The organism is Pararhodobacter sp. (assembly GCF_034676075.1).
Taxonomy (GTDB): Bacteria; Pseudomonadota; Alphaproteobacteria; order Rhodobacterales; family Rhodobacteraceae; genus Pararhodobacter.
Window position 1 is genome coordinate 20,558 of sequence record NZ_JAUCCQ010000018.1, and the last position, 26,479, is coordinate 47,036.

Consider the following 26,479-nt stretch of genomic DNA (forward strand, 5'->3'; position numbering starts at 1 on the left):
GGGCTCAGAGGTCAAGGACCAGCCTCCCGCCCGAACAGGCGCGCGAGACGCAGATCATGATCTTGTCGACCTTTTCCTCGTCCATCAGCACCATGTCGCGGTGATCGGCCTCGCCCTCCAGGAGTCGCGTCTTGCAGGTGCCGCAGGTGCCGCTCTCGCACGAGCTGACGGTCGGGAACCCGGCATCGCGCATAGCCTCGAGGATCGAACGGTCGGCGGGCACGGTCAGCGTGATGCCGGTCTTCTTCAGCTCGACCTCGAAGGCCTCGTCATCGGCGCGCACAACGTCGACGGGCTTGAAATCCTCGAAGTTGACGCGGCCTTCCGGCCAATGGCCCGAGATCGCCTCGATCTCGTCCATCAGGGGCTTTGGCCCGCAGCAATAGACATTCAGCTTCTGCGGCTCGGCAAAATGGTCCCAGAAATCGTAGATCTTCTCGGGGTCGCCCTCGTCGTGATGGGCCAGGACACGGTCGCCGTAAGCGGTGGTCAGGTCTTCCAGGTAGGCCGCCTCTTCCGCGCTGCGGCTGAGGTAGATGATGTTGAAATCCTTGCCTTCGCGCTCAAGATGCGCGGCCATGGCCGAGATCGGCGTGACCCCGATGCCGCCCGCGATAAGCAGGTAGCGCGGCGCGTCGGCCATGGGGAAGTCGTTTTCCGGCGCCTCGACGTTCAGCTCGAACCCCTCGACCGCCTCGTCATGCATCGAGGCCGAGCCGCCCCGGCTGGCCGGCTCGCGCTTCACGGCGATCTTGTAATGGTCCGGCGCGGTGCCGTCGTTGACCAGCGAATAGCGCCGCATTGCCCCCGAGGGCGTCTCGACCGTGACATGCGCGCCGGGCGTGAATCCGGGCAGCGCGCCCTCTTCCATCGGAACCAGCGTGAATTCGGTGATCTGCGGGGTCAGCGCGCGTCTTGCACCGACGCGCATCCTGATGAGCTCCATTCGCCCCTCCCAAAAAACGTGTATCTGCCCTTGCTCATTTAGATAGCTAAGTATATGTTGTCAAGCATTCGAGATTGGCCTTCACGGGCCCGGGCCGCAGGAGGAGTACGAGATGCTGACCCCCGAAGAGAACGAAGTCCTGACCCGCGTGACGGGTGACGCGCCGATGGCGAAACTGATGCGTCAGCACTGGACGCCGGTCTGCCTGATGGAAGAAGTGGCGGAGAACGACGGCAAGCCGCTGCGCGTCGAAGTGCTTGGCGAATCCTACGTCGCGTTCCGTGATACCAAGGGCCGTCTCGGCATGCTCGACGAGCTCTGCCCGCACCGCAAAGCCTCGCTGGTCTACGGTCGCAACGAGGATTGCGGCCTGCGCTGCCTGTACCACGGATGGAAGATGGATGTGGACGGCAACGTCGTCGCCATGTCGTCCGAGCCCGAGGGCAGCCCGCTGATGGACAAGGTCAAGGCCCGTTCCTACCCGGTGCGCGAATGGGGCGGTTTCGTCTGGGCGTGGCTCGGCGACAAGACCGACATGCCGGAGTTCCAGCCCCCCGCCTTCGCCCCAACCGAAGACACCCCGGTCGCCATCCTGAAGATCCGTGTCCCCGCCAACTGGGCGCAGATCCACGAAGGACAGATCGACAGCGCGCATTCCTCGTCGCTGCATTCATCAACGATGAAACCGGCCCGCGTGGAAAGTGCCGCAGCCGATGACAAATCGTGGTACCGCCCGTCGACCGACAAATCGCCGCGCATGCAGACCGAGACCACCAGCTACGGCTTCCACTACGCAGCGATCCGCAAGCCGATCAAGAACGCAGCAACGCATCATTACCTGCGCATCACCGAGTTCGTGGCGCCATACTACTCGCTGATCCCGCCCAACAACGCCTACAAGGTCGCCAGCGTCATCGTGCCGATCAACGACGACGAGACTGCGTTCCACTTCCTCGCCTTCGGCGGCCCGAAAGTGCCCTCGACCGAGGAATGGCGCGCCTTCAACCACGCTGTTCCGGGCAAGGACCTGGATGAGAAGTGGCGCACGCTTCGGACGCTGGACAACGACTTCAAGCAGGACCGCGAGCTGATGAAGGAAGGCCACTTCACCGGCGTTCCGGGCATCCCGAACGAGGACATCATCATGTGGGTGTCGATGGGCAGCCGCGTGCAGCGCCATACCGACGTGCTGGGCGCCTCGGACCTCGCCATCGTCGAGTTCCGCCGACTGATGACCGACGCCGCGCAGAAGGTGGCCGAGGGCGGCCCGGCGATCGGCACCGCGAGCTTCGCGCTGCAGTCGCGCATCGCCTCGCACGAGGGGGTCTATCCCAAGGATGTCGACTGGCGCACGCTGGTCGCCCATGACCCGGCCGAAGCGGCCGAGTGACGCGCTGGCGCTTTCCTCCCAAGGCGCACGCAGGGAAGGCCCGCACGAGCAATCGTGCGGGCCTTTTTTCATGGTCTTGTTCAGAGTTGCGCGCGCCTCTTCAGACGGTTTCGAGGCGCGCCGCCAGCTCCGCCGACGTCCGGCGCAGCAGCTCGGAGAGTTCATCCGCGCGGCGTGATATGCGCTCCGTCGGCCCATGAATCCCGATGCCCAGCGGGCGTGCGTGCCCCGGCGGCACCGGGATCAGCGTCGACATCATAGACGCATCCCAATGCACCGTGCGGTGCGTCGGAATGTCCAGCAGGTCGCGCGCGTGCAGGATCGACACGTCGGTATCACGATTGGCGTCGAGCACCGCCTCGAAGGCCGCCTGGGGGTAGTCGCGCGGCGAGATCAGCCCCTCGGCCACGGTGCGGCGGTAGATCTGCAGCGCCACCGGCCGCGGCGCGCGCGCCAGCATCAGCCAGCCGGTGCCGTTCTGCACCATCAGCCGCCGGTCGCCCGCGCGGATATGGGTGTTGCGCCCCTCCTGCCGGTGCAGCGAGGTGACGTAATCGACATGCAGGTCGGCGGGCGCGGCCAGCACCACCGGCTCGCCCGCAGCCTCGCGCAGACGGCACAGGGCATCGAACAGCACGGTCTGCTCATAATCGTCGACCTGCATCCAGCCCGTCAACGTCTGCAGCCGGGGCCCGGGGAGATAGCCATGGGTCGCGGGATCGAGCGTCATGTAACCCATGTCCAGCATTGTACGCAAAAGCGCGGTCAGGCTGGAAACCGGATAGCCGAGCGCGGCGCCCAGTTCGTGCAGCCGGGCAGGCTGTCGGTGACTGGCGAAGAACTCGAGGATCTCGAACACCCGCGCGGCGGATTTCACCTTGTCTGCGGTCATCTCTCCTGCCCTTCCGATTCACACGACTCGGCGACCCGTACCGGCCAGCTCCGTCCTGTCCCAATCTAGGCGAATCGGCGCGCTGCGGAAAGGGTTCGCGACGCGGCCCCGGCGGATGTCCCGCAGCCGGCGCACGGGACTACGGGCAGAATTCACATCCTCGAAATATCCGCCGTGCGGGGCGGTTGGCGTTGACCGGAGGCCCGATTTCGCAAGGCTGTCGGCAAGGGAGACGGCGGGATGCGCGCGCGATGGCGCAGCGGCACGGCCCTCCCCGTTCATCCCTTTCGGCAGGCGGCCGGCACGCCCCGACCGCCCCTGACACCAGACGAGGTTCCATGCCCGACACCGCCCCCTCCATCCCCCGCCCGCCGTCGTCCGGCACGATCTGCGTCGTCGGCGCGGGCTTCATGGGCTGCGTGATCGCCACGCTCTATGCCCACCACGGCCATGATGTCGCGCTGTGCGACATGAATACCGAGTTGCTGGCCAGCTTTGCCGAGCGCGCGCGCCCGATCGCCGCGACCTTCGCAGACGACCCGGCCGCCGTCGACGCGATGCTGGCGCGTGTGCGCACCGAGCCCTCGCTGGCCGAGGCCGTGAAGGGCGCATTCATGGTGCACGAGGCGGTGCAGGAGAAGCTCGAGACCAAGCAGGCGCTGTTCGCCGAATTGGACGCGTTCTGCCCGCCCGAGGTGGTGCTGGCCACCAACACCTCGTCGCTGTTGCTGTCGGACATCGGCGCCAAGGTGAACGGCAAGCAACGGATCCTGGGCCTGCACTATATCACGCCCGGGCACATCATCCGCTCGATCGAGGTGATCCACGCCGATTTCACCCCGGCGTCGCTGGTGGAATGGGGCCGGGCCTTCGTCGAATCCATCGATCACGTGGGCGTCGCCTGCGGGGAGCGGCCGGGCTTCCTGATCAACAAGATCCAGTTCGCCATGCTGACCGAGATCTATCGCCTGATGGACGAAGGCATCGCCAGCCGCGACGATATCGACGCGGCCGTGCGGCTGAGCATCGGGCCGCGCCTCGCGCTGTGGGGGCCGCTGCTGACCGAGGATCTGATCGTGTCGAAGGCGACGGCGCTGGCCGTCACGGATTCGCTGTACCACCAGACCGGGGACGAGAACTACAAGGGCCGCAAGGCGCTGCGCGACCTGGTCGAGGCCGGGCACATGGGCGCGATCACCGGACGCGGCTGGTACGAGTACGACGCGCCCTATGCCGAGATCGTCTTGGAGCGCGACCGCCAGCTGACAGACCTCCTGGAGTGGCTGCGGGAGCGCGACCCGGTGGGCCGGCTGGCGCCCCGCTGAGACACGAAAAAGGGGGCGGATGATCCGCCCCCTTTCCTTTTGCCACAGTCCGGATAAAGGCTTACTGGCCGCCCAGGTTGATGTGGATGTTCTTCTCCTGCGTGAACGAGATCAGCTCGCCGATCCCCTCCTCGCGCCCGAGGCCCGACTGCTTGTAGCCGCCGAAGGGCGCACCCAGGAAGTGCCGCCCGACCTCGTTGATCCAGACGAAGCCGGCCTCCGCGCGGGCCGCCGCGCGATGCGCCGTGGCCAGGTCCTTCGACCAGATCGAGCAGGTCAGGCCCACGTCTAGGCCATTCACCTCGTCCATCATTGCCCCCTCGTCCGACCAGCGGCGCAGCACCAGCACCGGGCCGAAAATCTCCTCCCTGGCGACGCGCATGTCCGGTGTGACATCGGCGAAGATCGTCGGTTCGACGAAGCAGCCGTCCGCCATCGCGCCCTCGGTCACCGCGTTGCCGCCGGTGACGACGCGCGCGCCCTCTGCCTTGCCCGAGGCGATGTAGCCCATCACCCGATCGAAATGCTCGCGCCCGACCAGCGCGCCCATTGTCGTCGCGGGGTCGGTCGGCATGCCCGGCTTGAAGCGCGACACATCCGCCGCCAGCCGCTCGACGACCGCGTCGTGCAGGTCGTCATGCAGGAAGGCGCGGCTGGTCGAGCCGCAGCTCTGCCCGCACCAGCTGAAGTTCATGCCCGCGACGATGGCGTTGGCCACCTTGTCGGGGTCGCTGTCCGGATAGGCGATCAGGGCGTTCTTGCCGCCCAGCTCCAGCAGCACCGGCTTCAGCGTGTCGCTGGCCGCGCGCATCACCGCGCGCCCGGCCCCCACCGAGCCGATCAACGTGACCTTGTCGACACCCTTTTGCGAGGCCAGCGCCGCGCCCGCCTCCGTCCCGCCGGGGAGCACGGTAAAGACACCCTTGGGCAGCAGGCCGTCGATCAGCTCGGCCAGCCTCAGCGCCGAGAGCGGCGCCTGCACCGGAGGCTTGATGATGACCGCGTTGCCCGCAGCCAGCGGTGCGCCCATCTTGCCGCCGCAGAACATCAGCGGGTGGTTGAACGCCAGGATCCGCGCCACCACGCCCAACGGCTCGCGCAGGGTCATGTTGATGCGCTCGGGGCCCATCGGGATGGTGTCGCCCTTCATCTCGGTGACGAGGCCGGCAAAGAATTCCATCTGCGCCGCGGCGACACCCGCGTCGCCGCGCATTTCGGTATAGGGGTTGCCGCAATTGGCGGAATCCAGCAGCGCCAGCTCGTCGCCATGCTTGCGGATGATGGCGGCGATCTCCTTCAGCACGCGCGCGCGCTCCAGGGGCGCCACGTCGCGCCATTCGCGGAAGCCCGCGCGGGCGCTGGCCACGGCCGCGTCCACGTCCGCTTCGCCCGCCGTGGCGACCTGCGCCAGCACCTTGCCGGTGGCCGGATCGAAGGTGGGATCGGTGCGGCCGGATTGTGCCGCGTGCCATGCATTGCCGTAGTAGAGCCCGAGGTTCGCGGGCAGGGTCGGTTCGAGCATGGAGCCCTCCTAGTCTTACAGATGGCGTCTCAGGAAAGGCGGGCGACCGGGGCCGCCGCGCCGAGGGTTGTCACAGCATCGACGGCAGCAGCGTCGACAGCCCGGGAACCAGTGCCAGCACGATCATGCCCAGCAGGTACAGCAGCACAAAGGGCCAGGCCGAGGAGAAGACCTTGCCGAGGCTGGCGTCTTCCCACGCGCTTTTCAGCGCGAAGAGCGTGTAGCCGAAGGGCGGGGTCATGCCCCCCACGGTGATGTTCACCAGGAACAGTAGCCAGAACCAGATCGGATCGAATTGCAGTTCCTCGATGATCGGCAGGTAGATCGGGATGACGATCAGCATCAGCGCGATCTGGTCGATGAACATGCACAGCACGAAAGGCAGCAGCATCAGCAGGATGAGCATCACCCAGCGCGACTGTTCCAGCCCCACGACCCATTCGGTCATCGCCGAGGCACCGCCGGTGAAGGCCAGCAGCTGGCTGAACAGTTTCGAGCTGGCCATGATGAACAGGATCATCGCCGCCACCTTGGCCGAGGAAACCAGCGACTCGCCGATCATCTTGAACGACAGGTTGCGATAGATCGCGGCGATGATCAGCGAACCGATGACACCCATCGCGCCGGCCTCGGTCGGCGTGGCGATGCCGACCAGGATGAGCCCCATCACCATCAAGATGATGATCGAGAACGGCACCACCCGCAGCAGCGCCCAGCCCTTGTCGGCCAGCGTGGCGCGGGTGCCGTCGTCGGGCTCGTCGGGCGCCAGCGACGGGTTCAGCCAGACGCGGATGAAGCAATAGCCCAGGAAGATCGCGGCGAACATCAGGCCGGGAATGATCCCGGCGATCAGCAGCCCGGCGATGGAGACGCCGGCCAGCGTGCCGATGATGATGACCAGCACACTGGGCGGGATCAGCGGCGCCAGGCTGGCGCCCGCCAGGATCGTGCCGGCCGACAGCCGCGCGTCGTAGCCGCGCGCGACCATGCCCGGCAGCAGCGAGCGGCCCAGCATGGCCGCCACGCCCATCGCAGCACCCGACAGGGTGCTGAACACCGTGGCCAGCAGGATCGACAGCACGTACTGGCGCCCTTTCACCCGACCGACCAGAGTGTCGATGGACCGGAGCAGCACCTCGACCGAGTTCGAGCGGAACAGGATCTCGCCCATCAGGATGAACAGCGGGATGGTGACCAGCGATTGCGTGGTCGTCGTCTCGTAGAGCGAGTTGACGAACATGCCGTAGCCCATCGGTCCCATGATGACCGCGACGGCCAGCAGGTTGACCAGCAGGAAGGCCGCGAAGACGGGCAGGCCTACGGCCATGAAGCCCAGGAGCAGCCCCACGCCGGTCGCGACGGCGGCGATACCTTCAACCATGGGTCACCTCGGGTTGGGAGTCGGTCTCGGAAAGCGCCTGGCCGAAGGCGAGGCGCAGAAAATACAGGCCGGAATTGGCCACGCCATAGGTGATGAAGGCCACCAGGATCCATTTCGGAATGCGCACGGTGGTCAGGGTCGCCGTCCCGCGCGAGGCCAGGTGCTGCACCTCGCCGATGCAAAGCCAGGCAGCCCAGAGACAGGTCGCCGCCGCCACCAGGAAGCCCGCGCGCAGGATCACCTGGCGCAGCCGGCCGACCAGGTCGGGCAGGATAGTCACGGCCACGTGCCCGCCTTCGCGGGTCAGCCAGGGCGCGGTGCTGAACACCGTGATCAGCAGCAGGAAGGAAACGAAATCGCTCGCCCAGAGGGTCGGCGCGCCGAAGGCATAGCGCGAGACGACCTCGAAGGCGTAGATGAGCACGATGGCTGCCAGCGCACCGACGCCGATGAAGAACATCAGCCGGGTCAGCACGTCCTGAAGCGTCAGGATCGGTCGCATGGAGGGAAGCTCCTGGAACGGAAAGGCCGAAGAGAATGGGCCGAGAAGGAGGACCGGGGGACGGAAAGACGCGCGGCACCAAGCGGCCGCGCGTCGGAAGGGGCCGGGCCCCGATCAGCCGTCGAGATCGGCTTCGGTCGCCAGACGGCGAATTTCCTCGATCGCCTCGCCCGATTGCGTGGCCGCGAGGTCCATCACGCCCGAGAACCAGGCCGAGCTGAGCGTGCCCGCCAGTTCCTCGGACAGCTCGGTCACGCTCATGCCCTCTGCTTCCAGGGCGGCGCTCTCTTCGGCGACTAGCGTGTCGAACAGGCCATTGGCTTCGATCTCGAACTCGCGCGCGGCGGTCTCGATCTCGGCCCGGGTTTCCTCGGACAGGTCGTTCCAGGTGTCAAGGTTCATCAACACCAGATGGCCGACCTGGCCGAAGGTCGGGCGCATCATGTAGTCGGCGACCTCGAACCAGCGGTAGGACAGAGCGCCGATGGTCGGCCAGGCCGCACCGTCGATCACACCGCGTTCCAGCGCCGGGTAGATCTCGCCGCCCGGCAGCACCACGGGCGAGCCACCCAGTACGTTGATCGCCGGGTGGTAGATCGGCGTGCCGCGCACGCGACGTCCTTCGAGGCCGTTCTCGCCGACCGGCTCGTTCAGCATGATGTGGTAGCCATTCAGGTCGTAAAGCACGGCGATCAGCTTCAACCCCTGCTCCTGGTAATCGGCATCCACCGCGTCCCAAATTCCGGCTTCGCGCAAGGCCTCGGTATCGCCCGACAGGCCGTCCAGCGCCATTCCCACCGAAGTCTGGTTGAAGTGATAGGCACCATTGGTGAACAGCAGGTCGAACAGGCCGCGCGACACCGGGTCGAACTGCTCGAACGGGGGCACGGTCTCGGGGCCCATGACGTTGACGCCGAAGCCCTCGGTCACGGCTTCGTCGAGCGTCTCGATGAACGACGTCAGCACGTCGACCGCAACATAGCTGGAATCCCAGCCCGACAGCAGGCGGAAGTCGCGTGCCTCGGCGGCACCAGTCAGGCCCAGCGTCGCGGCCGACAGCGCCGAAGCGCCCGCAAGGGCACGCAGTTTGTTGGTGAATGTGGTGGATGAAGTCATGTCGCTCGCTCCTCCCGTAGCGTTCCGACTGCGCCGCCCCTGGGCGGACAGTCTGGTCTGGATTGGCTGCTCAACCTAAAGGGTAAGCTATCTAAGCTTATTTGGCGGAGAGCACCTTGTCTTGATTGCCGGCGGGATCATTGCGACATTTCACATATATGAAATCGTACCGCCCTGCCCGTTCCGGCCTCAGCGCGCAGCCAGCCAGCGCCCCAGCTTCCTGTTCAGGAATGGCAGGATCAGCCCGACATTCAATCCGGTCAGCAGCAGCGCCACGATGAACAGCGAGACCGCCATTGGCATGCCCTGGGTGAAGGGCCGCGTGGCCAGCACCAGGACGATAAGCGCGGGATAGACGGCCAGCATGCTGACCGCCCAGCGCTTCCAGAACTTCGGTTGTTGCGGCGGCACGGCGGAGGGGCTCTGCGTCGTGAGTCGGTCGGCGGTCTGGGTCGGATGGGTCACGTCGGTCTCTCTTGCAAAAGGACGCGCGGCCCGGAGGGGTCCGGGCCGCGCGATCTGTTAGGCTGCGCCAGAGTGGCATCAGCCGGCGGCGTTCTGTTGCACGCTGGCCCGGCGCCCCGCCACCAGGTGACGCGCCAGCAGAACCGCCCCGATCGCGATGCCCGCCACCGCGAACAGCTGGAAGGGCGAGACAGCCGCAATCGCACTGCCCAGCATAAGCAGCCGCTCCGCCGGCGACACCGGCTTGCTGGCGAAGGCCTCGACCACGGTGGCCACGGCCAGCGTGGCAATCACGCCTCCTACCACGGCCAGCGTATTCGACAGGGGGTCGGCCAGCAGCATCAGCGCCGGGTTCCAAACGAAGGCGAAGGGCAGCATGAAGCCGATCGAGGCCAGTTTCACCGAGGTGAAGGCGATCTTGAACGGGTCTTCATGTGCAATCGCCGCCGCCGACAGGGCCGCCACCGCAATCGGCGGGGTCAGCGCCGAGAGAACGGCAAAGTACAGCAGGAACATGTGGCTCTGCAGCACCGGATAGCCCAGTTGCGCCAGCGCCGGACCGACCAGCACGGCAGCCAGGATGTAGGCGCTCGGGGTCGGCATGCCGAGACCCAGGATGATCGTCACGACAGCGGCGATAACCAGCGTCAGGATCGGCTGCGAGTTGCTAATCACCAGGATCAGGTTCGCGGCCTTCATACCCAGCCCCGTCATCGACAGGCCCCCGATCACCAGACCCGCGGCGGCACAGGCGCCAGCCACCGGCAGGATGCGCAGCGTGGTCTCGCCCAAGCCCTCGATCACCTGCCACGGCGACAGGCGCGTCGCCTTCAGCAGCGTCGAGGCGATGATGACACCCATCACGCCGATCCCGGCGGTGAAGGTCGGAGAATAGCCCGAGAGCAGCGCCACCACGATGCCGATGATCGGCAGCAGGAAGACCCAGCCCGTGCGGAACGTCTGCGCTACGGTCGGCATCTCGTCCTCGGACGGGCGCAGGTCTTCGCGCACGGCGCGCAGGTGGACCTGACTAAAGACGCCGAGGTAGTAGAGCAGTGCGGGCACCACGGCGGCGACGACCACCGCCTTGTAATCCACGCCGGTATATTCGGCGAGAATGAAAGCGGCCGACCCCATCACCGGAGGCATCGCGCTGCCCCCCGTCGAGGCCGCGACCTCGACCGCGCCGGCGAAGCGCGCGCTGTAGCCCAGTCGCTTCATCACCGGGATGGTGATCGAGCCCGTCGCCACCACGTCCGAGGTCGGGCTGCCCGACATCGTGCCGTAGAGCCCTGAGGAAATCACCGCGATCTTCGCCGGACCGCCGCGGGTGCGCCCGGTCAGAAGCGCCGCGAGGTTGAAGAAGAACTCGCCCCCGCCCGCTTTCGACAGAAAAGTGCCGAACATCACGAACAGGAAGACGTAGCTGGCGACCACCTGGATCGGCACCCCGAACACGCCATCCGTGGTGAAGACCAGGATATCGAGCAGGTAGGTGAAATCGTCGACGCCATGCCCGAAGGGCGGCGGCAGCAGGTAGCCGAACCAGTTGTACGCCAGGAAGGCCACGACCACGATGGTAAGTCCCATGCCCGTGGTCCGGCGCGTCGCTTCGAGGGTCAGGAGGAGTAGCGAGATGCCGAAGAAGAGCTGCGCGGGCGTGAACGGATCCAGCAGGCTGATGCGGTCCGCAATGGCGGTGGCGTTCACGAAGAAGAAGATGCCCGCTGCCAGGCTGAGCAGCGACAGGGCGATATCATAGAACGGGATGCGGTCGGGAGCGTTCGGCGTGGCACCGATCGCCGCGAACATGATCGCGTAGATCCCCGAAACGAAGAGGATGCCCAGAACTAGCGGATCCGAGATGGTGAAGAGGTTGGCGTAGATCACCCAGGCCGAGAAGATCGCGGCCACCACGACGATGGCCCGTTGCTGGCCGGCCGCAAGATCCCTCCTGCGGCCGGTGGAGACGAGTGTCCCGATCATTGCGACAGCCCTGCCTCACTGTAGGCACGGGCGGCGCCGGGGTGGAACTCGAGCACGCTGGGCGTGGCGAGCAACTCGGGCGTCAGGGATTGCATGGCGCTGTGAACCGCGCGCACCTCGTCGATGTTGGTGATGAGGGCGTTGGTCAAGGCATAGGCGTCGTCGTCGCTCATCGCGTCGGTCGCGGCCAGCAGCGCCCCCAGCGTCACGGTGTTCACGTCCGCCTGCTGGTTCGAATAGCTGCCAGCGGGAATGACCATCTGGCCGGTGCCGAAGCGCTCGTTGGTGGCGTCGATGACCTCCTGCGGGACCGACAGCAGCACAACGTCAGCATTCGTGTCAACCGCGCGAAACGACGAGTGGTTGATGAAGATGCCGTTGGTAATCATGTCGAGCCGTCCGTCCTGCAGCAGCTCGCCCTGCTCATTGGCGCCGGCGCGCACGAACTGGCCGCCAGCTTCGGCCAGGGATTCGTCGGTCACCCCCACCAGCTCGAACATCATCAGCGCGATGTTCGAGGTGATGTTCCCCGAGCGGTTGATGCCGATGCGGATCGGCGCGCCGCTGCCGGCGATGTCGTCCAGGCTGTCGATGCCGTATTGCTCGGCCATCGAGCGGTCGAGGAAGAAGTGCATCGGCGCCCAGTTGTACATGTAGCCGATGGCCCGCATGTTCGTGATCGGCCCGCGGAAGGGCTCTTCGCCTCCCAGCGCGAGCTGCGCCTCGGCGTCGTGCACCAGGCCCAGATCCGTGCGCCCGGCGCCCAGCAGGCCGATGTTGGCGAACCCGCCGCCCGTAGCCTGATAGGTCACCACGGCCGAGGTGTCCGCCACCTGCGCGGCGCGGTCGATGCCGGCGCCCAGCAGCGACCAAAGGCCGCCCGGGTTCCCGCCTGAAAGAGTGAGGTTGAGCGATTGGCCGTGACCAGCCGTCGCCGAGACGGCGAGGCCGGCAGCCATCGCGATTGCAGTGAAACGCATAATCATGTCCTCCCGTTTGGCCCTGCGTCGCGCCCCTCTCCCGTCCGACATCCGGAACACGGGGGCCGGATCGGTGGTTTGCGAAACATAGCTTAGACATCTATCTTTAAAGCCCTCGCTAGGAGATTGTCAACGATTAGATACCAAAGCTTGCTATCCCCCCACTCAAGCTCGACGCGGAAGGCGTTACGGTCCCCCGCGGCGCTGGAAACCGGGTAATGCCGACACTCACGAAAGCAACATACATCATGACGAAGACCCTGTGCGGGCGGGCGCCCTCGCCCATCCTGCAGCAGCACTATTGCGCCTACCGGTGCTACGACGCCGAGGCGGGCCGCGCATTTCATGAGGATTTGCGGCTTTGATGGTGTGCCCCCCCGACGGCATCGATGTGCCAAGGTGGGTCTGCAAGGATCCACAAAGGAGAGCGGTCATGTCGGAGATTATCACGGTCGGGCTCGATCTGGCGAAGAATGTGTTTCAGGTCCACGGTGCCGACGCTACGGGCCGGGCGGTGCTGCGCAAGAAGCTGCGAAGAGATCAGGTCTGGCATTCTTTGGACAGCTGCCGGCCTGCGTCGTCGCGATGGAAGCCTGCGGTGGCGCCCACTTCTGGGGGCGCGAGATCGGGAAGATCGGGCATGACGTGCGGTTGGTCCCTCCGGCCTACGTGAAGCCCTTCGTCAAACGGCAGAAGATGGGATGGTTGCCGCCCTCCCCCGACGGCATCGCGATGTGCCAAGATCGTGGTGTTCAACGCCACGAAAAGGAGAGGACGGCAAATGAAAGATACAATGATCGGCGTGGACCTGGCAAAGAGCGTTTTCCAGCTTCACGGGGCCGACATGGCCGGGCACTTGAAGTTCCGCAAGAAGATGACGCGAGTCCAGTTCCGGGATTTTCTGGCAAAGCACGAACCCGCCGTTGTGGTGATGGAGGCCTGCGGCAGCGCGAGCTATTGGGCGCGGGAAGTGGCCAAGCTTGGCCATGAGGTCCGGCTGATCGCGCCGCAATATGTCCGGCCCTTCGTGAAACGGCAGAAAAACGATGCTGCTGACGCCGAGGCGATCGTCGTAGCGGCACAGCGCCCCGAGATGCGCTTCGTCGAGCCGAAGTCGGAAGACCAGCAAGCTTGCGCGGTGCTTTTCCGGGCGCGTGAACGACTTCTCCATCAGCGCACCGAACTCGTGAATGCCCTGCGTTCAGTGCTCTACGAATATGGCCATGTGTTTCCGAGAGGTCTCGCCCATCTCAAGCGGATCGAAGCAGTCCTTGCAGAGCCTGCCAGCGACTTGCCTGCGCTGGTGCGGGAGGAGTGCCAGGATCTGCTTGAGCAGATAGCCGAGCAGACAACCCGGATCGAAGCCAAGACGGCAAAGGCCCGGAATCTTGCTCGGACAAATGATACGGCGCGGCGGCTGCAAACGATGCCCGGCGTGGGGCCGCAGACGGCGTTGGCCATCAACAGCTTTGCTCCGCCCATGGAGAGTTTCAAGCGCGGCCGAGATTTTGCGGCCTGGCTCGGCCTTGTGCCACGCCAATACACCTCCGGCGGGAAGGAACGCCTGGGGCGCATCTCGAAAGCCGGCCAGACCGACATCAGATATCTGCTGATCATCGGCGCCATGTCGCGCCTGACAGTGCTGGCCCGGAAGTCGATCCAAGAGGGCTCATGGCTGGCACGTATGCTGCACCGCAAGCCCCTCATGCTGGTCGCCATCGCATTGGCCAACAAGATGGCACGGACTATCTGGGCGATGATGACAAGGAAGGAGGATTATCGAGATCCGGCGTCGGCAGTTCCCGCATGAGGGCCGCAAGCCCCGTGCGCGCTGAGCGCCGGTAAAGGAGGTGTGAGAAGTCGATGACCTGAATGGGCACAATGATCGAAAAGATCTGGGTTGGGAAAACCAGACATCGTTCTCGAGCGGCAGAGCTCTTGCAGAAGATATGGACCCGATCCGCAGATCGCCATCCCGGCCAGCGGCTTCTCGAACGGCCGCACTCAAAAGGCCTGAGAGAAGAACGCATTCGATCACCTGCCCCGACCGGCCAAAAGCAACTTGCACCAAGGGCGGCAACCAGAGAAGAATGATATGGCTGATGCCGAGGCGATCTGCGAGGCGGCGACGCGCCCGACGATGCGCTTCGTGCCGGTGAAGAGCGAGGAGACCCAAGGCGCGGCGATGGTCTTTCGCATCCGCGAGTTGCTTATCCGGCAGCGAACCCAGACCATCAATGCCCTGCGCGGGCATCTGGGCGAGTTCGGAATGATCGTTCCGCAGCGCGCGGCCAACATGTCGAAGCTGATTGCCATTGTGGAAGACCCGGAAAGCGGTCTGCCTGCCGATGCCATCCCCACGCTCAAGGTGTTGGTGGCGTCACTCGCCCATCTCGGAGCGGAAATCGGCAAGCTCGATGCCGAGATCGCCCGGTGTGCCAAGGAGAATGAGGTGGCGCGGCGCCTGATGACAGTCCCGGGGATAGGTCCTCTGATTGCCACGGCCATAGCGGTTCTGGCTCCGCCCCCCGAGACGTTCCGCAAAGCGCGCGACTTCGCGGCCTGGCTCGGGCTCACGCCCCGTCAGCATTCCACAGGAGGCAAGCAGCGTCTCGGGGCCAACACGAAGATGGGCGAACGGTCGTTGCGGCGATTGCTGATCATCGGGGCCAACAGCGTCATCATCAAGCGGCATGTTCATGCCGCTGCCCGGCCGGGCACATGGCTTGGCGAGATGCTGACGCGCAAGCCGCCGATGCTGGTGCGGGTCGCGCTGGCGAACAAAATGGCGCGGATCGTCTGGGCGCTGATGGCCCGAGGCGGCGCCTACCAGTCTCCGACCGCTGCGGCGTAAGCCGTCACTGGTCGCGAGGACGTCGGAGCGGAAGAGGGCAAGGAGACGTTTGGCGCACGGTCGTGAGACGGGATCGGGAGAACCAGAGCGCAACAGAGTGCCATCGAGCACGCGGCTTTGATCTGGACCCGACCTGCGAACACCATACGGGCCCGCGGCGTGATGATGGCCGCAACAGAGGCCGGATACATGTCAGCACCCGACACCGCGCGAAACTGATCCAGAAACCCTCTTGCGCAAGGGGCGGTTATACATGTTGCGCAAATGCTGTGAAGGTTTCACCTTGCGAATCCAGTCTGTTAGTCAGGCTGCATGAGCAGACCCATACCCCCGACCTACAAGACCAGGAACTGGCCAGCCTACAATGAAGCAGTCAAGCGCCGGGGCTCGCTGACGATCTGGTTTGACCCCGAGATGAGCTGGGATGCCGCGCCGACAGGCAGGCGTGGCCGCCAGCAGACCTACAGCGATGCCGCTATCCAGACGTGCCTCTCGATGAAAGTGCTGTTCGGCATGGCGCTCCGGCAGACGACCGGGTTCGTCGAGAGCCTGCTACGGCTGGTCGGCCTGAACTGGACGGTGCCCGACTTCAGCACGCTATCTCGCCGCCAGAAGACCTTGGCCGTGAACATCCCCTACCGCGGCTCCAAGGGGCCGTTGCACCTGCTGATCGACAGCACCGGGATCAAGGTCGAAGGTGAAGGCGAGTGGCACGCACGCAAGCATGGCGGCCCGAAACGGCGCGTCTGGCGCAAGCTCCACCTTGGGATCGATGAAGAAACGTTGGAGATCCGGGCCGTCGAAGTCACCGGGAGCCACATCGGTGATGCGCCCATCCTACCCACCTTCTCGACCAAATCCCGCAGGACCAGGAAATCGGTAGCGTTACGGCTGATGGCGCCTACGACACGCGCAAATGCCACGATGCGATTGCAGATCGCGGTGCCCATGCCGTCATCCCGCCCCGCAAGAACGCGAAGCCCTGGAAGACGATCACCGCCGGAGCCGTGGCGCGAAATGAGGCCCTGCGCGCGGCGAAATACCTGGGCCGCGCGCTCTGGCGACGATGGAGTGGATACCACCGCCGAAGCCGCGTCGAGACAAAGATGCATTGTATCAAGTTGCTGGGCCAGCGGCTCATGGCACGGGACTTCGACCGACAGGTCGCCGAACTCCAGGTCCGCATCGCCGTCCTGAACGGCTACACCGCGCTCGGAATACCCGTCACGGAAGCTGTGGGATAAGTCCGTCCGGGGAAAGGGGAACCTCGGCCTTAAGCCGATTTGTGCATCAGAGCCCTTGACACTAATAATTAGCTATCTATGTTTTTCCCGGCGATGGTTCCCCGGAAGAGGAGCCGGATTTCATCGCTGCATCAAACTGGAGGAAATTCATGTCACGGACAGCCAATTTGGCCGGCCCGCGTTCGCGGACCGGAATGGTGGTGCTTTGCCTCGCTCTGACCGCGGGCTTCGCCCCGCTCGCGTCGGCGCAGGAGCAGCCCGCCTTCAACGAACATGCGGGAACCCTGCCGGACGGGACGGCATGGCTGATCCGCGTGCCCGAGAACTGGAATGGTCGACTACTCAGGGATCTGGATTTCGCCAGCAACGTTTCGGTCGCGTCAGCGGTCCAGCGGTATGACGACCTGCTCGGTCGTGGCTATGCCTTCGCCGGGCTCGCCCGGCACCCGCTGCGCCTGTGGCAATACGATCCGCAGCGTGAAATCCTGAATCTACAAGCTGTTCAGGACATTTTCACGGACCTGGAGCGCGCTCCTGACATGGTGCTGCAATACGGCTGTTCTGGCGGAGGGCTCGACAGCCTCGCTTCGGCCGAGGATTACCCGGACAGGATCGACGGTGCCGCCGTGCTTGCCGCCCATACGCCGGTCTGGATCATGAGCAGTTTCCTGGATGGCTGGTTCGCCATGCAGACCCTGCTGGGCGAAAGCTATGAGGCCGCTGGGCACGGTCCGGCCAGCGATCTCGCCATCGTCGGCCTGCCCAATGCCGGAGCGGGTGGCGAGCGCAGCCTTGACGCGATCCGTGCGTCCTGGATGGCCGCCATCGAAACGGCGGGCGAAAGCCCGGAGGGCCGCGCGCGGCTGGCGCTTGCCTTCGCCATCGGACAGTGGTCGCCGTGGATGGTCGAGGGGACCGAACTACCCGACACCGCGGATGCCGGCGCCATGGCCGACATGATCGTGGCCTCGGCGCTGCGCATCGGCGGTAATGTTGGCGGGACCTCGCGGCTTCTGTTCGAAAACGCCGCATCGGGGCAGCAACTTTCCGGGAACGAGGGGGTCGACTATGCCGCCTTCTACCAGAATGCCGCACCCGCGATGGCGCGGACGGTTGAGGCGCTCTACGAACAGGCCGGTTTGGACCTTCAGGCCGACATTGCCAGGATCGACGCCGCCCCCCGCATCGCGGCCTCGGATTATGCGCGCGATTTCTGGGCCGCAGACGGGCGCACGACGACCGGCGATCTGCAGGTTCCGGCGATCCGCATCCACATGCTGGGCGACTGGGCCATTCCCTACACGCTGATGGAAGGCTACGGCGCGCTGGTGCAGGAGCAGGGTACCGGCGATCTGTATCGGCAGTCGCTGGTCCAGGGCACGGGCCATTGCGAGTTCACGGCTGCCGAAAGCACGGCCATCGTCGAGACCCTGGTCGAACGGATCGAAACGGGCGCCTGGCCCGAGACATCGCCCGAGGCGCTGAACGCCGCAGCCGAGGCGCTGGAAACCGGGAGCGCCCCCCGGTTCATCGAACACGGTGATTGGCGCGTGGCAGCCTATAACCGGCCCTGGGTTCCGGCAGAATGAGCCGATGGGGAACTGGCGCTGCGCCGGTTCCCCCACAGGTCCGGTGGCGCAAGTCATTGGTGGACCGTCGCCAACGCGCAGTGGGCATCTCTGGCGAGGGCAAGTGTTCCCATGTCTGGACGACCCCTGCTGCGCAAGCTGGGAATTGACGCGCCTATGCCGAAAGCAGTCATGTCTACGGCCTTTGTGGTGCGGTCTAGCCGCTGGCCCAGATGAAGTCCGCGGATCGGGTCCCAATCAAAATTGCGCGCTTTCTGCGCCTTGACCCCCTGGGGTGTCCCGATCCCCGGTTCGACCGGTTTGTCATCTCTTCTCAGCTTCACGCATTCCGTCAGCGGTTCCGCGCTCAGGAGACAGGGGCCGCGTAGATCTCGTTGCGGCGCAGGAGCGCCCAAGCGATCCGGGCAGTCTTGTTGGCGAGCGCGACCGCAACGACTTTCGGTCGCTTGCGTGCTTTAAGCCCAAGCATCCAAGCCTTGCCGGCATCGCCCTGCCTTGCAAAGCGAAGCACCGCAGTCGCGCCGGAAACGAGCAGTCGCCGGATATATCCATCACCCTGCTTGCTGATCCCGGTCTGTCGATCCTTGCCACTGCTTGAGTTCGCCCGTGGCGTCAGGCCTAGCCAGGCCGCGAACTGTCGTGCCGAGCGGAACAGGCTCGGATCCGGAACATTTGCAGCAATTGCGCTGGCGGTGATCGGTCCGATACCGGGAATGGTCGCCAGTCGCCGGCTCGTCTCGTGCGTCCGGTGCCACTCGAGGATCCGTTTCTCCAGGGCCTCAGCCTGATCGGCAATCGCCTCCGCTTGGCAGATCAACGCATGGATGGCAGCCGCAGCATGGTCAGGCAACCGTTCCTGGTTCTCTCGGAAGTGGGTGTCGCCTTGCCCTTAAATCCGAGACACGGCGCGTTTTCCGGCCTTTCTTGCCCTTAAATTTGAGATGAGGTGGCTGAACCGCCGACGCGTAGTCGCATCCGCTGAGCAATCTGGTCGACGGTTGCAAGCAGTCGGGGCTCCTTATCGTAGGCGCGAAGCAGGGCAACTCGTGCGTAGACGTCGATGTCCATGCTGCACAACGCAGCCTTTACCAGTGGACGCGATTGGGCGGAGGCAATGGCGGCAAGGCAGAAGAGCCTTATGTTCGGGCGGGGGCTTTGAAGCGCGAAGAAAGGGTCTCCACATAAAGCTTTGAGTCCCATCGCGAAGGTGACCGCCCGCATGGCTCGGCGTAGTTGACGCGCGCTGCCCGACACCGCGACACGCTCCAGGATCCGTGCCCCCCGGCGGGCACGATCAACCAGCTTTTCGGAGACCGCTGCGCCATTTTGCCTGTCGGCCTTTGGAAGAAGCCGGGCACCACAAATCTGGCAGTCGAACGCCCAGGCCCTACGCCAGTGCCTGAGCTCAAGGCCGCCATCAGCGCAGCTTGTGCAAGCCTGGAACGGCACCTGTGCGGTCAACCGCATCTCTGCTTCCGGCATCGCCGCGAAAGTCATCGACGACACGAACGCTGGATCGAAGCGCGCCGCAACGGAAATCCTATCCGCGGCCAGCATGTCGAGATCAAAATCAAGGGCTGCAGCATATTTTGCGTCGATCCCGATATGGGCGAGCAGGTCTGCTACCTCGCAATGATTGGAAGCGGCCAGTCGCGATAACCAACCAGAAAGCAACTCGTCCGGCACTGGCGTCACCGATATCGGCAGCGGGATACACGTCACGCCCCAGATTTCTCGAGCCGTCGCTGAGCGTTTGCATGGCGCGACCAGACCGGTGTCCATTTTGCGATGGCATCATCAGTGACGCACTCGTCACCGCTGATGATCGCGTCGATGGACAGATCCTTGACCAAGGCAAAGATGCGGGACGTCACCCCGCCAGTTAATGCGAGGATCTGCTTGAGCGACCGCACTTGCAGATTGGATTTCTTCTCCAGCGGCATGGCCGCGATCAATGTCTGGATCATATCCGAAAACTCGGCATCATCGCGCCAATTCGGCAGGTGGTGTTCATCAAGCCGACGGGCCAGTTGGACATCGCCGCGAATGGCATCGACGGCTTCGCTGACACCGTAGCAGACCAAAGATGCCTCCAGCTCGTTGCTGAGATACCTCAAGACATTGAGGAACCGGCGCTGTTCCCTATGCGTGCCCGCAAGAAGGTTGTGGACTTCGTCGATCATGATCATCCGCAGCCCGAGGTCGCGCAAAAGGCCCACGACCCGAACTTCCAGCGAGGCAACACTCTGCGCCTTCAGGCTCAGCGTCGACGACGGGGCTCCGACGGCTGCGAGGATGTGCATATAGAACCGCCGCTCATCAGGAGCGGGTGGCGCCTGCAACAGAAGTAACGGGGTGTGGGTGACGCCCGACTCCGGATCATACTCCGGCGCATAGCGTCGCGACAGGTTGCGGGCGATCATTGTTTTGCCGATGCCGGACGCCCCATGCACCAGAAGGCCAGGCATGCGGGTCTGCCGCGACATCTCAATCAGACCATGCAGCCGGTCCAGCACTTGCTCCGCTCGGGGAAAGCCGATCCAGATGTCCGATTGAATGAGGGCGATGCGGCCGTCGTCTTCAGTTTCTGCCCTCAATTCACCAGCGCTCCACCTTGAACATGGGGCGCGATGGGCGTTGATGATGTGACCGCCCCCCGACGGCATCGATGTGCCAAGGTGGGTCTACAATGATCCACAAAGGAGGACGGTCATGTCGGAGATTATCACGGTCGGGCTCGACCTGGCGAAGAATGTGTTCCAAGCGCACGGGGCTGACGCCTCAGGTCGGGCAGTGCTTCGCAAGAAGCTGAGACGGCATCAGGTCCTTGAGTTTTTCGGACAACTGCCAGCCTGCGTCGTCGCGATGGAAGCCTGTGGCGGTGCGCATTTCTGGGGTCGCGAGATCGGGAAGCTCGGCCACGACGTGCGGCTCATCCCGCCCGCCTACGTGAAGCCCTTCGTGAAGCGTCAGAAAAACGATGCGGCCGATGCCGAGGCGATCTGTGAGGCCGCACTGCGCCCGACGATGCGCTTCGTGCCTGTGAAGAGCGAAGAGACGCAGGGCGCGGCGATGGTGTTTCGCGTGCGCGAGCTTCTGATCCGGCAGCGGACCCAGACCATCAATTCACTTCGAGGGCATCTGGGCGAGTTCGGACAGGTCGTGCCACAAGGGGCGGCCAACGCGACGAAGCTGATTGCAATCATCGAAGATCCGGAATGCGATCTGCCTGCCGACGCCATCCCTACGCTCAAGGTTCTGGTCGTGGCACTGGCGCAGTTGGAGGCAGAGATCGGCAAGCTCGATACCGAGATCGCCCGTCGCGCCAAGGAGAACGACGTCGCGCGGCGGCTGATGACGGTGCCCGGTATCGGCCCGCTGATCGCCACGGCCATTGCGACCCTTGCGCCGCCGCCCGAGACCTTCCGCAAGGCCCGGGATTTTGCTGCTTGGCTCGGCCTCACGCCCCGCCAGCATTCGACGGGCGGCAAACAAAGGCTCGGGGCCACGACGAAGATGGGCGAGCGATCACTGAGGCGTCTGCTGATCATTGGCGCCAACAGCGTCATCATCAAACGGCACGTCCATGCCGCAGCCAGACCAGGCTCGTGGCTGGCCGGGATGCTGACGCGCAAGCCGCCAATGCTGGTGCGGGTGGCGCTGGCGAACAAGATGGCGCGCATCGTCTGGGCCCTGATGGCCCGGGGAGGCGTCTACCAGTCTCCGGTCGTGGCGGCATAAGCCGACCATCGGTCGCGAGGACGTCGAAGCGGAAGAGGGCAAGGAGAAGTTTGGCGCAACGGTCGTGAGACGGGATCAGAGGAACCAGCCTGCAACAAAGTGCCACCGAGCACGCGGCGTTGATTTGGAGCCTGATCCGCGAACACCATACGGGCCCGCGGCATCTGTGAGGTCGCATCATGAGGCCGGACATATGTCAGCACCCGACAACGCGTCATAAAATGCTTCAAAATCCCTCTTGCGCTTGGGGCGGTTACATATGTTGCAGAAGTCAGCGGCGGAGCGAGCAGCCCCTTTTCCCTTTTGGTTCAGGCAACGCGTTCGATCTCGGCGGTGCCGAGCGCGTTAAAGCGGTTCATGAGGGCAATTCGGATGTGGATTTCGGCGGTTTGGCGGTCCGGGTCACGTGATGCGATCCTCTCGCCAAAAGCCTTCAAGCATCGCATCTTCGCCTCGACCCGACTTCGGGCATGATAGCCGGTCCAGCGCTTCCAGATGGTTCGGCCGAGACGTTGTGTCGCGCGACGGATCTCGTTGCGGGCTTTGGCAGCGGGGCAATCCTCCCGCCATCGCCGCCCATTCTTGCGAATGGGGATGATCGCGGTGCCGCCGCGCTCCAGGATCGCGGTGTGGCAGCGGCGCATGTCGAACGCGCCGTCTCCGGTCACGGTGCCGATCGTCTCATTGGGCGGGATCTGGTCCAGGAGATCCGGCAGAACGGGACTGTCACCCTTGTCGCTGGAGGTGAACTCCACCGCGCAGATGTCCCCGGTGGCGGTATCCATTGCCAGATGGACCTTGCGATACTGGCGTCGGCGGTGGGTGCCATGCTTGCGCGCCAGCCATTCCCCATCGCCTAAGAACTTGATCACTGTGCTGTCGACCAACAGGTTGAGGGGGCCTGCCGCGCGACGGCTCAGCTCAATGAAATGCTGACCTGGATGGAAAGCCACCCGTTCCCCTTCCTTTGGACAGCCAACTTCGTCGAAAAGCAGGCATTTTTCACAGAATGACTGTTCCAAAAATCAGCGCTATCTACCTCGGCAGTTGTCGCGTTGCCCTTAAATCTGAGACGAGTCACTTTCGGCGTCGAGTTTTGCCCTTAATTGCGAGATTAGGCTGTCATGGGGCCTTTGCTTCTCGCGCGCCTTTGCGCGATGTGATCAACCGCAGCAAGCAGGCGTTGTTCCTTCTCGAAGGCGCGCAAGAGAGCAACCTTTGCATAGTCGTCGATGCCGGAGCTTGAGATGGCCGCTTTGATCAGTGGACGAGATTGGGCTGCATCAATGGCAGCAAGGCAAAACAGCCTCACTTCCGGTTTGTGGCTGTGAAGAGCAAACAACGGCTTCCCGTGGCAGCCCTTAAGTGACATGGCAAATGTGACTGCGCGCATTGCGCGCCGAAGTTGTCTGGGCCCGCGTGATCGCGCGGCGTGTTCCAGAATCTCTGCCCCGCGGCGCGCTCGGTACTTCAATTTTCTGGATATTTGTTCCCCACCGGTTTTGCCAAGGGTCTGCAAAAGTCTCGTCCCGCAAACTTGGCAGTCGAATGCCCAGGCCCGCCTCCAATGCCTGAGCGAAAGACCCTCTCGGGCGCATTGCGGGCAATGCTGGAATGGTATCTGGGCCGTCAGCAAGGCTTCTCGTGGCGTCATTGCCGGAAAGGTCAAAGATCGCACAACATCTGGGCCGACACGTGCGGTGCTGGCAATCTTCTCTGCCGCAGCCGCGTCGATGCTGAAGTCCAAGGCGGTGCCATGCGTGGTGTCGATCTCGATATGAGCCAGCAGTTCGGCGTGATCACAGTAGTTGGCCGCCGCCAGCCGAGATAACCAACCTGACAACAACTCGTCTGGCAGCGGCGCGACAGTCTTCGGGAGCGGTCGCGGCGTCACACCCCGGACTTCTCGAGCCGCCGATGTGCGTTTGCATGGCGCGACCAAACCGGCGTCCATTTCGCGATTGCGTCATCAGTGATGCATTCATCACCAGTGACAATGGCGTCGATGGAGAGATTCTTGATCAGGGCGAAGATGCGCGAGGTCACTCCGCCGGTCAGCGCAAGTATCTGTTTGAGCGACTTGACCTTCAGATTGGATTTCTTCTCGAGGGGCATTGCCGCGATGAGTGTCTGGATCATGTCCGAGAACTCGGCATCGTCGCGCCAGTTTGGCAGGTGATGTTCGTCCAGCCGCCTGGCAAGCTGGATATCACCACGGATGGCATCAACGGCCTCGCTGACGCCAAGGCAGACCAGCGACACTTCGAGTTCATTGCTGAGATACCGAAGGACATTGAGAAAGCGGCGCTGTTCACGGTGGGTCCCGGCCAAGAGATTGTGGACCTCGTCGATCATGATCATCCGCAGGCCAAGATCGCGCAGGAGCGAGATGACACGGACCTCAAGGGAAGCCACATTTTGAGCGCGGGCGCTCAGTGCCGTCGCCGGGGCGCCGACGGCGGCAAGGATGTGCAGGTAGAACCGCCGTTCGTCGGGTGCCGGTGGCGCTTGCAAGAGCAACAACGGTGTGCGGGTGATGCCTGACGCCGGATCGTATTCTGGTGCGTATTTGCGCGACAGGTTTCGGGCGATCATCGTCTTTCCGATCCCGGACGCGCCATGCACAAGAAGCCCAGGCATACGGGTTTGCCGTGGCGCTTCGATCATACCCTGCAAGCGGTCCAACACCTGTTCGGCCCGCGGAAAGCCGATCCAGATATCCGATTGAATGAGGGCGATCCGACCGTCTTCCTCAGTTGCCCCTGCCCTCAATTCACCATCTCTCCACCTTGAACAATGGGCGCGATGTATCACCCGTATCGATCGGGCGCAGCCCTTCGGTTGTCGCGACAGCCGAGTTGGTGCCGTCCAATGTCCCTTTTCTTTCACGGGATCGGCGTTCTGCTTTCGTCAGGCCCCGGCTCTCAGCCTCGATCTGGCGTTGTTGTCGGATCAGCTCAGCCAGGACCAGTTCATTGGACCCGGACTTGCCAAGTGCACGAGCCTTCCTCATCGCATCTCGATATTCCCATAGTGACACGGGCGGAATTTCCAGGTTTCTGTACCGCGCCTCAACATATCGGCCATCTTCCAGTTCAACCCAGATCATTGAGATATCGCGAGGGTCGTAGCGAACAACCACCTTTCCATCGCCGCGCCCAATGTGGCCAGCAAGGGCATCGGACCAGTACCGTATCTGGAACAGATGGATGCCGTCACGCCTGACTTTGCGCAGTTCGCTGGGCAGGAAGCTCACCTGAAAGGCTTCCATCTCGAAAGGGATGTCGCCCGTCATTTGCTCTGAGAGCGCTTCCCATTTGGCAACGGGCGTACAGCCAAGGCTTGAATGAATGCTGTTGTTGTAACGGCAGATTTCCAGAGCAAACCAGTGATCGAATTCGCTCAAGGTCATCGTGGCCATTCCTTCGGCGTCATAGTCGCCCTTGGCCGCGATCGAGGATTGCGTTGTTCCCGGCAACAGGTGAACGGCCCCCATCATCGTCCCGATCAACCGTTCGATGTGACCTCCGAAGTGAGGGCTTCCCGGCGGTCGATAGACCAGATCGATCCCCCATTCCGCACAGGCCGACCGAAAGGCCCGTGACCTGAAATCGTGGCCATTATCGACGTGGATGCTGTGCGGTTTGCCCTGTGCGGGCCAAGGAACACTGCACACCAATTCAGCCAGAAGTTCCGCCTTCGGGGCCACCGCCTGCGTCAGGCAAAGCGCCACTGACAGACGCGAAGGTGCCTCGAGAGAGGCGTAGTATCCGGTTACCATCCGCGTTGCTATATCGATCGCCAGCGTGACCCAAGGCCGGCCAATTGGTTGACGCTCAAAACTGTCGACAAGAATGATGTCCGCAGGCGTATGGTCGATTTGCACGATCTCCAGTGGCTGAATGGCCTTGTTCTCGCCTGTGACCGGCGCAAGCTTCTGGCGTGCCGCCTTTGCGCCTTCTCGTGCCTTCACAACTTCGCGGGCATCCATTGCGTCAAGACGGCTCTGAACCGTCCGCCGTGTCGGTGGCTGCAAGCCCTGTTGCCAGCAGGCGCTGCGGATCTCTGTCACGACGCGTGAGAGGCTGGATCGTTCCCGGCGCAAGAAATAACGGCGAAGATGCTCTTCGATCACCGCTTCGACCTTGCTGGATATCAAGGTCGTACCGGCCGGGCGGCCCCGTTTTCGCGGAGCCAGAGCGCTGGTGCGCCCACCCTCTTCCGCCAGCCGCTTTATCCAACGCCAGACCGTCGCCCTGCTGACACCAAGCTCCCAAACGGCGTCCTTGATGCCACTTTCCAGCCTGCCAGTACCTTTGAGATATGCCTGAACAAGCGGACGCAGAACGGCGGCCCTGCGTGCCTCTTCAGCACCAACGGCAACGGAGTCTTTGCCATCATCATCCATCGATACTTGCCGCACATGTCTGTGAACCCTGTCGCAGGTTTAAGGGCAAAAGTATCGGAATTAAAGGCGAAATCTCATATTTAAGGGCAAAGTATAGCCGCTGATTTCGTTGGATTTCGCATCTCACAATTAAGGGCT

19 protein-coding genes and 5 pseudogenes are annotated in these 26,479 nt (G+C 63.8%); 8 read left to right on the plus strand and 16 right to left on the minus strand.

The window, feature by feature from the left end; translation table 11 throughout:
• Nucleotides 1-4: 4 nt before the first annotated feature.
• Nucleotides 5-946, minus strand: coding sequence for a PDR/VanB family oxidoreductase (locus VDQ18_RS08280; RefSeq protein WP_323020492.1), 942 nt, complete (start codon nucleotides 944-946; stop codon nucleotides 5-7).
• 112 nt (nucleotides 947-1,058) lie between these two features.
• On the opposite strand from VDQ18_RS08280, the gene VDQ18_RS08285 reads away from it, so the two are divergent.
• Complete coding sequence (locus VDQ18_RS08285; RefSeq protein ID WP_018065875.1) at nucleotides 1,059-2,336, plus strand: Rieske 2Fe-2S domain-containing protein; 1,278 nt, start codon at nucleotides 1,059-1,061, stop codon at nucleotides 2,334-2,336.
• Between the two features lie 100 nt (nucleotides 2,337-2,436).
• Here the strand turns inward: VDQ18_RS08285 and VDQ18_RS08290 are convergent, their stop codons facing one another.
• Nucleotides 2,437-3,228, minus strand: a complete 792-nt coding sequence (locus tag VDQ18_RS08290) for an IclR family transcriptional regulator (protein ID WP_323020493.1) — start codon at nucleotides 3,226-3,228, stop codon at nucleotides 2,437-2,439.
• A 338-nt stretch (nucleotides 3,229-3,566) separates the two neighbouring features.
• On the opposite strand from VDQ18_RS08290, the gene VDQ18_RS08295 reads away from it, so the two are divergent.
• Nucleotides 3,567-4,553, plus strand: a complete 987-nt coding sequence (locus tag VDQ18_RS08295; RefSeq protein WP_018065877.1) for a 3-hydroxyacyl-CoA dehydrogenase family protein — start codon at nucleotides 3,567-3,569, stop codon at nucleotides 4,551-4,553.
• Nucleotides 4,554-4,614: 61 nt separating this feature from the next.
• Here VDQ18_RS08295 and VDQ18_RS08300 read toward each other — a convergent pair whose 3' ends face one another.
• The 7 genes from VDQ18_RS08300 to VDQ18_RS08330 form a co-directional block, all read right to left on the minus strand.
• Nucleotides 4,615-6,075: an aldehyde dehydrogenase family protein gene (locus VDQ18_RS08300; RefSeq protein WP_323020494.1), complete on the minus strand. Its 1,461-nt coding sequence runs from the start codon at nucleotides 6,073-6,075 to the stop codon at nucleotides 4,615-4,617.
• A 70-nt stretch (nucleotides 6,076-6,145) separates the two neighbouring features.
• Nucleotides 6,146-7,456: a TRAP transporter large permease gene (locus VDQ18_RS08305; protein WP_018065879.1), complete on the minus strand. Its 1,311-nt coding sequence runs from the start codon at nucleotides 7,454-7,456 to the stop codon at nucleotides 6,146-6,148.
• Nucleotides 7,449-7,958: a TRAP transporter small permease gene (locus tag VDQ18_RS08310; RefSeq protein WP_018065880.1), complete on the minus strand. Its 510-nt coding sequence runs from the start codon at nucleotides 7,956-7,958 to the stop codon at nucleotides 7,449-7,451. The genes VDQ18_RS08305 and VDQ18_RS08310 overlap by 8 nt, the downstream gene beginning before the upstream one ends.
• A gap of 114 nt (nucleotides 7,959-8,072) precedes the next feature.
• Entirely contained in the window at nucleotides 8,073-9,074 is a 1,002-nt protein-coding gene (gene dctP / locus VDQ18_RS08315) for a TRAP transporter substrate-binding protein DctP (RefSeq protein ID WP_018065881.1), read from the minus strand.
• Between the two features lie 189 nt (nucleotides 9,075-9,263).
• Nucleotides 9,264-9,539 carry a hypothetical protein gene (locus tag VDQ18_RS08320; RefSeq protein ID WP_018065882.1) on the minus strand — a complete coding sequence of 92 codons (276 nt, stop codon included), beginning with the start codon at nucleotides 9,537-9,539 and terminating at the stop codon, nucleotides 9,264-9,266.
• 78 nt (nucleotides 9,540-9,617) lie between these two features.
• The gene (locus tag VDQ18_RS08325) at nucleotides 9,618-11,525 is read right to left on the minus strand and encodes a TRAP transporter permease (RefSeq protein ID WP_127109475.1); all 1,908 of its coding nucleotides are present in this window, start codon (nucleotides 11,523-11,525) and stop codon (nucleotides 9,618-9,620) included.
• Complete coding sequence (locus tag VDQ18_RS08330; RefSeq protein WP_018065884.1) at nucleotides 11,522-12,505, minus strand: TAXI family TRAP transporter solute-binding subunit; 984 nt, start codon at nucleotides 12,503-12,505, stop codon at nucleotides 11,522-11,524. The genes VDQ18_RS08325 and VDQ18_RS08330 overlap by 4 nt, the downstream gene beginning before the upstream one ends.
• 433 nt (nucleotides 12,506-12,938) lie before the next feature.
• Between VDQ18_RS08330 and VDQ18_RS08335 the strand changes: the two are divergent.
• The 5 genes and pseudogenes from VDQ18_RS08335 to VDQ18_RS08355 form a co-directional block, all read left to right on the plus strand.
• Nucleotides 12,939-13,201: pseudogene (locus tag VDQ18_RS08335) on the plus strand (IS110 family transposase); the annotation flags it as partial.
• A gap of 85 nt (nucleotides 13,202-13,286) precedes the next feature.
• Nucleotides 13,287-14,315, plus strand: a complete 1,029-nt coding sequence (locus VDQ18_RS08340; RefSeq protein ID WP_107754761.1) for an IS110 family transposase — start codon at nucleotides 13,287-13,289, stop codon at nucleotides 14,313-14,315.
• A gap of 273 nt (nucleotides 14,316-14,588) precedes the next feature.
• Nucleotides 14,589-15,359 (plus strand): annotated as a pseudogene (locus VDQ18_RS08345) (IS110 family transposase); the annotation flags it as partial.
• Between the two features lie 312 nt (nucleotides 15,360-15,671).
• A pseudogene (locus VDQ18_RS08350) lies at nucleotides 15,672-16,603 on the plus strand (IS5 family transposase).
• A 194-nt stretch (nucleotides 16,604-16,797) separates the two neighbouring features.
• Nucleotides 16,798-18,192, plus strand: a complete 1,395-nt coding sequence (locus VDQ18_RS08355; RefSeq protein ID WP_008335470.1) for a membrane protein — start codon at nucleotides 16,798-16,800, stop codon at nucleotides 18,190-18,192.
• Nucleotides 18,193-18,538: 346 nt separating this feature from the next.
• Here the strand turns inward: VDQ18_RS08355 and VDQ18_RS08360 are convergent.
• The 3 genes and pseudogenes from VDQ18_RS08360 to VDQ18_RS08370 all read right to left on the minus strand — a co-directional run.
• Nucleotides 18,539-19,063, minus strand: a pseudogene (locus VDQ18_RS08360) (IS110 family transposase); the annotation flags it as partial.
• A 59-nt stretch (nucleotides 19,064-19,122) separates the two neighbouring features.
• A complete protein-coding gene (locus VDQ18_RS08365; protein ID WP_081731462.1) occupies nucleotides 19,123-19,974 on the minus strand; it encodes a TniQ family protein in 852 nt (283 codons plus the stop codon).
• On the minus strand, nucleotides 19,911-20,789 hold the full coding sequence (locus VDQ18_RS08370; RefSeq protein ID WP_007803215.1) for a TniB family NTP-binding protein: 879 nt from the start codon (nucleotides 20,787-20,789) through the stop codon (nucleotides 19,911-19,913). Before VDQ18_RS08370 ends, VDQ18_RS08365 begins: the two co-directional genes overlap by 64 nt.
• A 115-nt stretch (nucleotides 20,790-20,904) precedes the next feature.
• Here VDQ18_RS08370 and VDQ18_RS08375 point away from each other — a divergent pair, with 115 nt between their 5' ends.
• Entirely contained in the window at nucleotides 20,905-21,933 is a 1,029-nt protein-coding gene (locus VDQ18_RS08375; protein ID WP_323020495.1) for an IS110 family transposase, read from the plus strand.
• 308 nt (nucleotides 21,934-22,241) lie between these two features.
• On the opposite strand, the pseudogene VDQ18_RS08380 reads toward VDQ18_RS08375, so the two are convergent.
• The 4 genes and pseudogenes from VDQ18_RS08380 to VDQ18_RS08395 form a co-directional block, all read right to left on the minus strand.
• Nucleotides 22,242-22,847 (minus strand): annotated as a pseudogene (locus VDQ18_RS08380) (IS5 family transposase); the annotation flags it as partial.
• A gap of 200 nt (nucleotides 22,848-23,047) precedes the next feature.
• Nucleotides 23,048-23,827, minus strand: coding sequence for a TniQ family protein (locus tag VDQ18_RS08385; RefSeq protein ID WP_323020496.1), 780 nt, complete (start codon nucleotides 23,825-23,827; stop codon nucleotides 23,048-23,050).
• On the minus strand, nucleotides 23,824-24,747 hold the full coding sequence (locus VDQ18_RS08390; RefSeq protein ID WP_416235095.1) for a TniB family NTP-binding protein: 924 nt from the start codon (nucleotides 24,745-24,747) through the stop codon (nucleotides 23,824-23,826). The genes VDQ18_RS08385 and VDQ18_RS08390 overlap by 4 nt, the downstream gene beginning before the upstream one ends.
• A complete protein-coding gene (locus VDQ18_RS08395) occupies nucleotides 24,707-26,341 on the minus strand; it encodes a Mu transposase C-terminal domain-containing protein (protein WP_323020498.1) in 1,635 nt (544 codons plus the stop codon). The genes VDQ18_RS08390 and VDQ18_RS08395 overlap by 41 nt, the downstream gene beginning before the upstream one ends.
• Nucleotides 26,342-26,479: the final 138 nt, after the last annotated feature.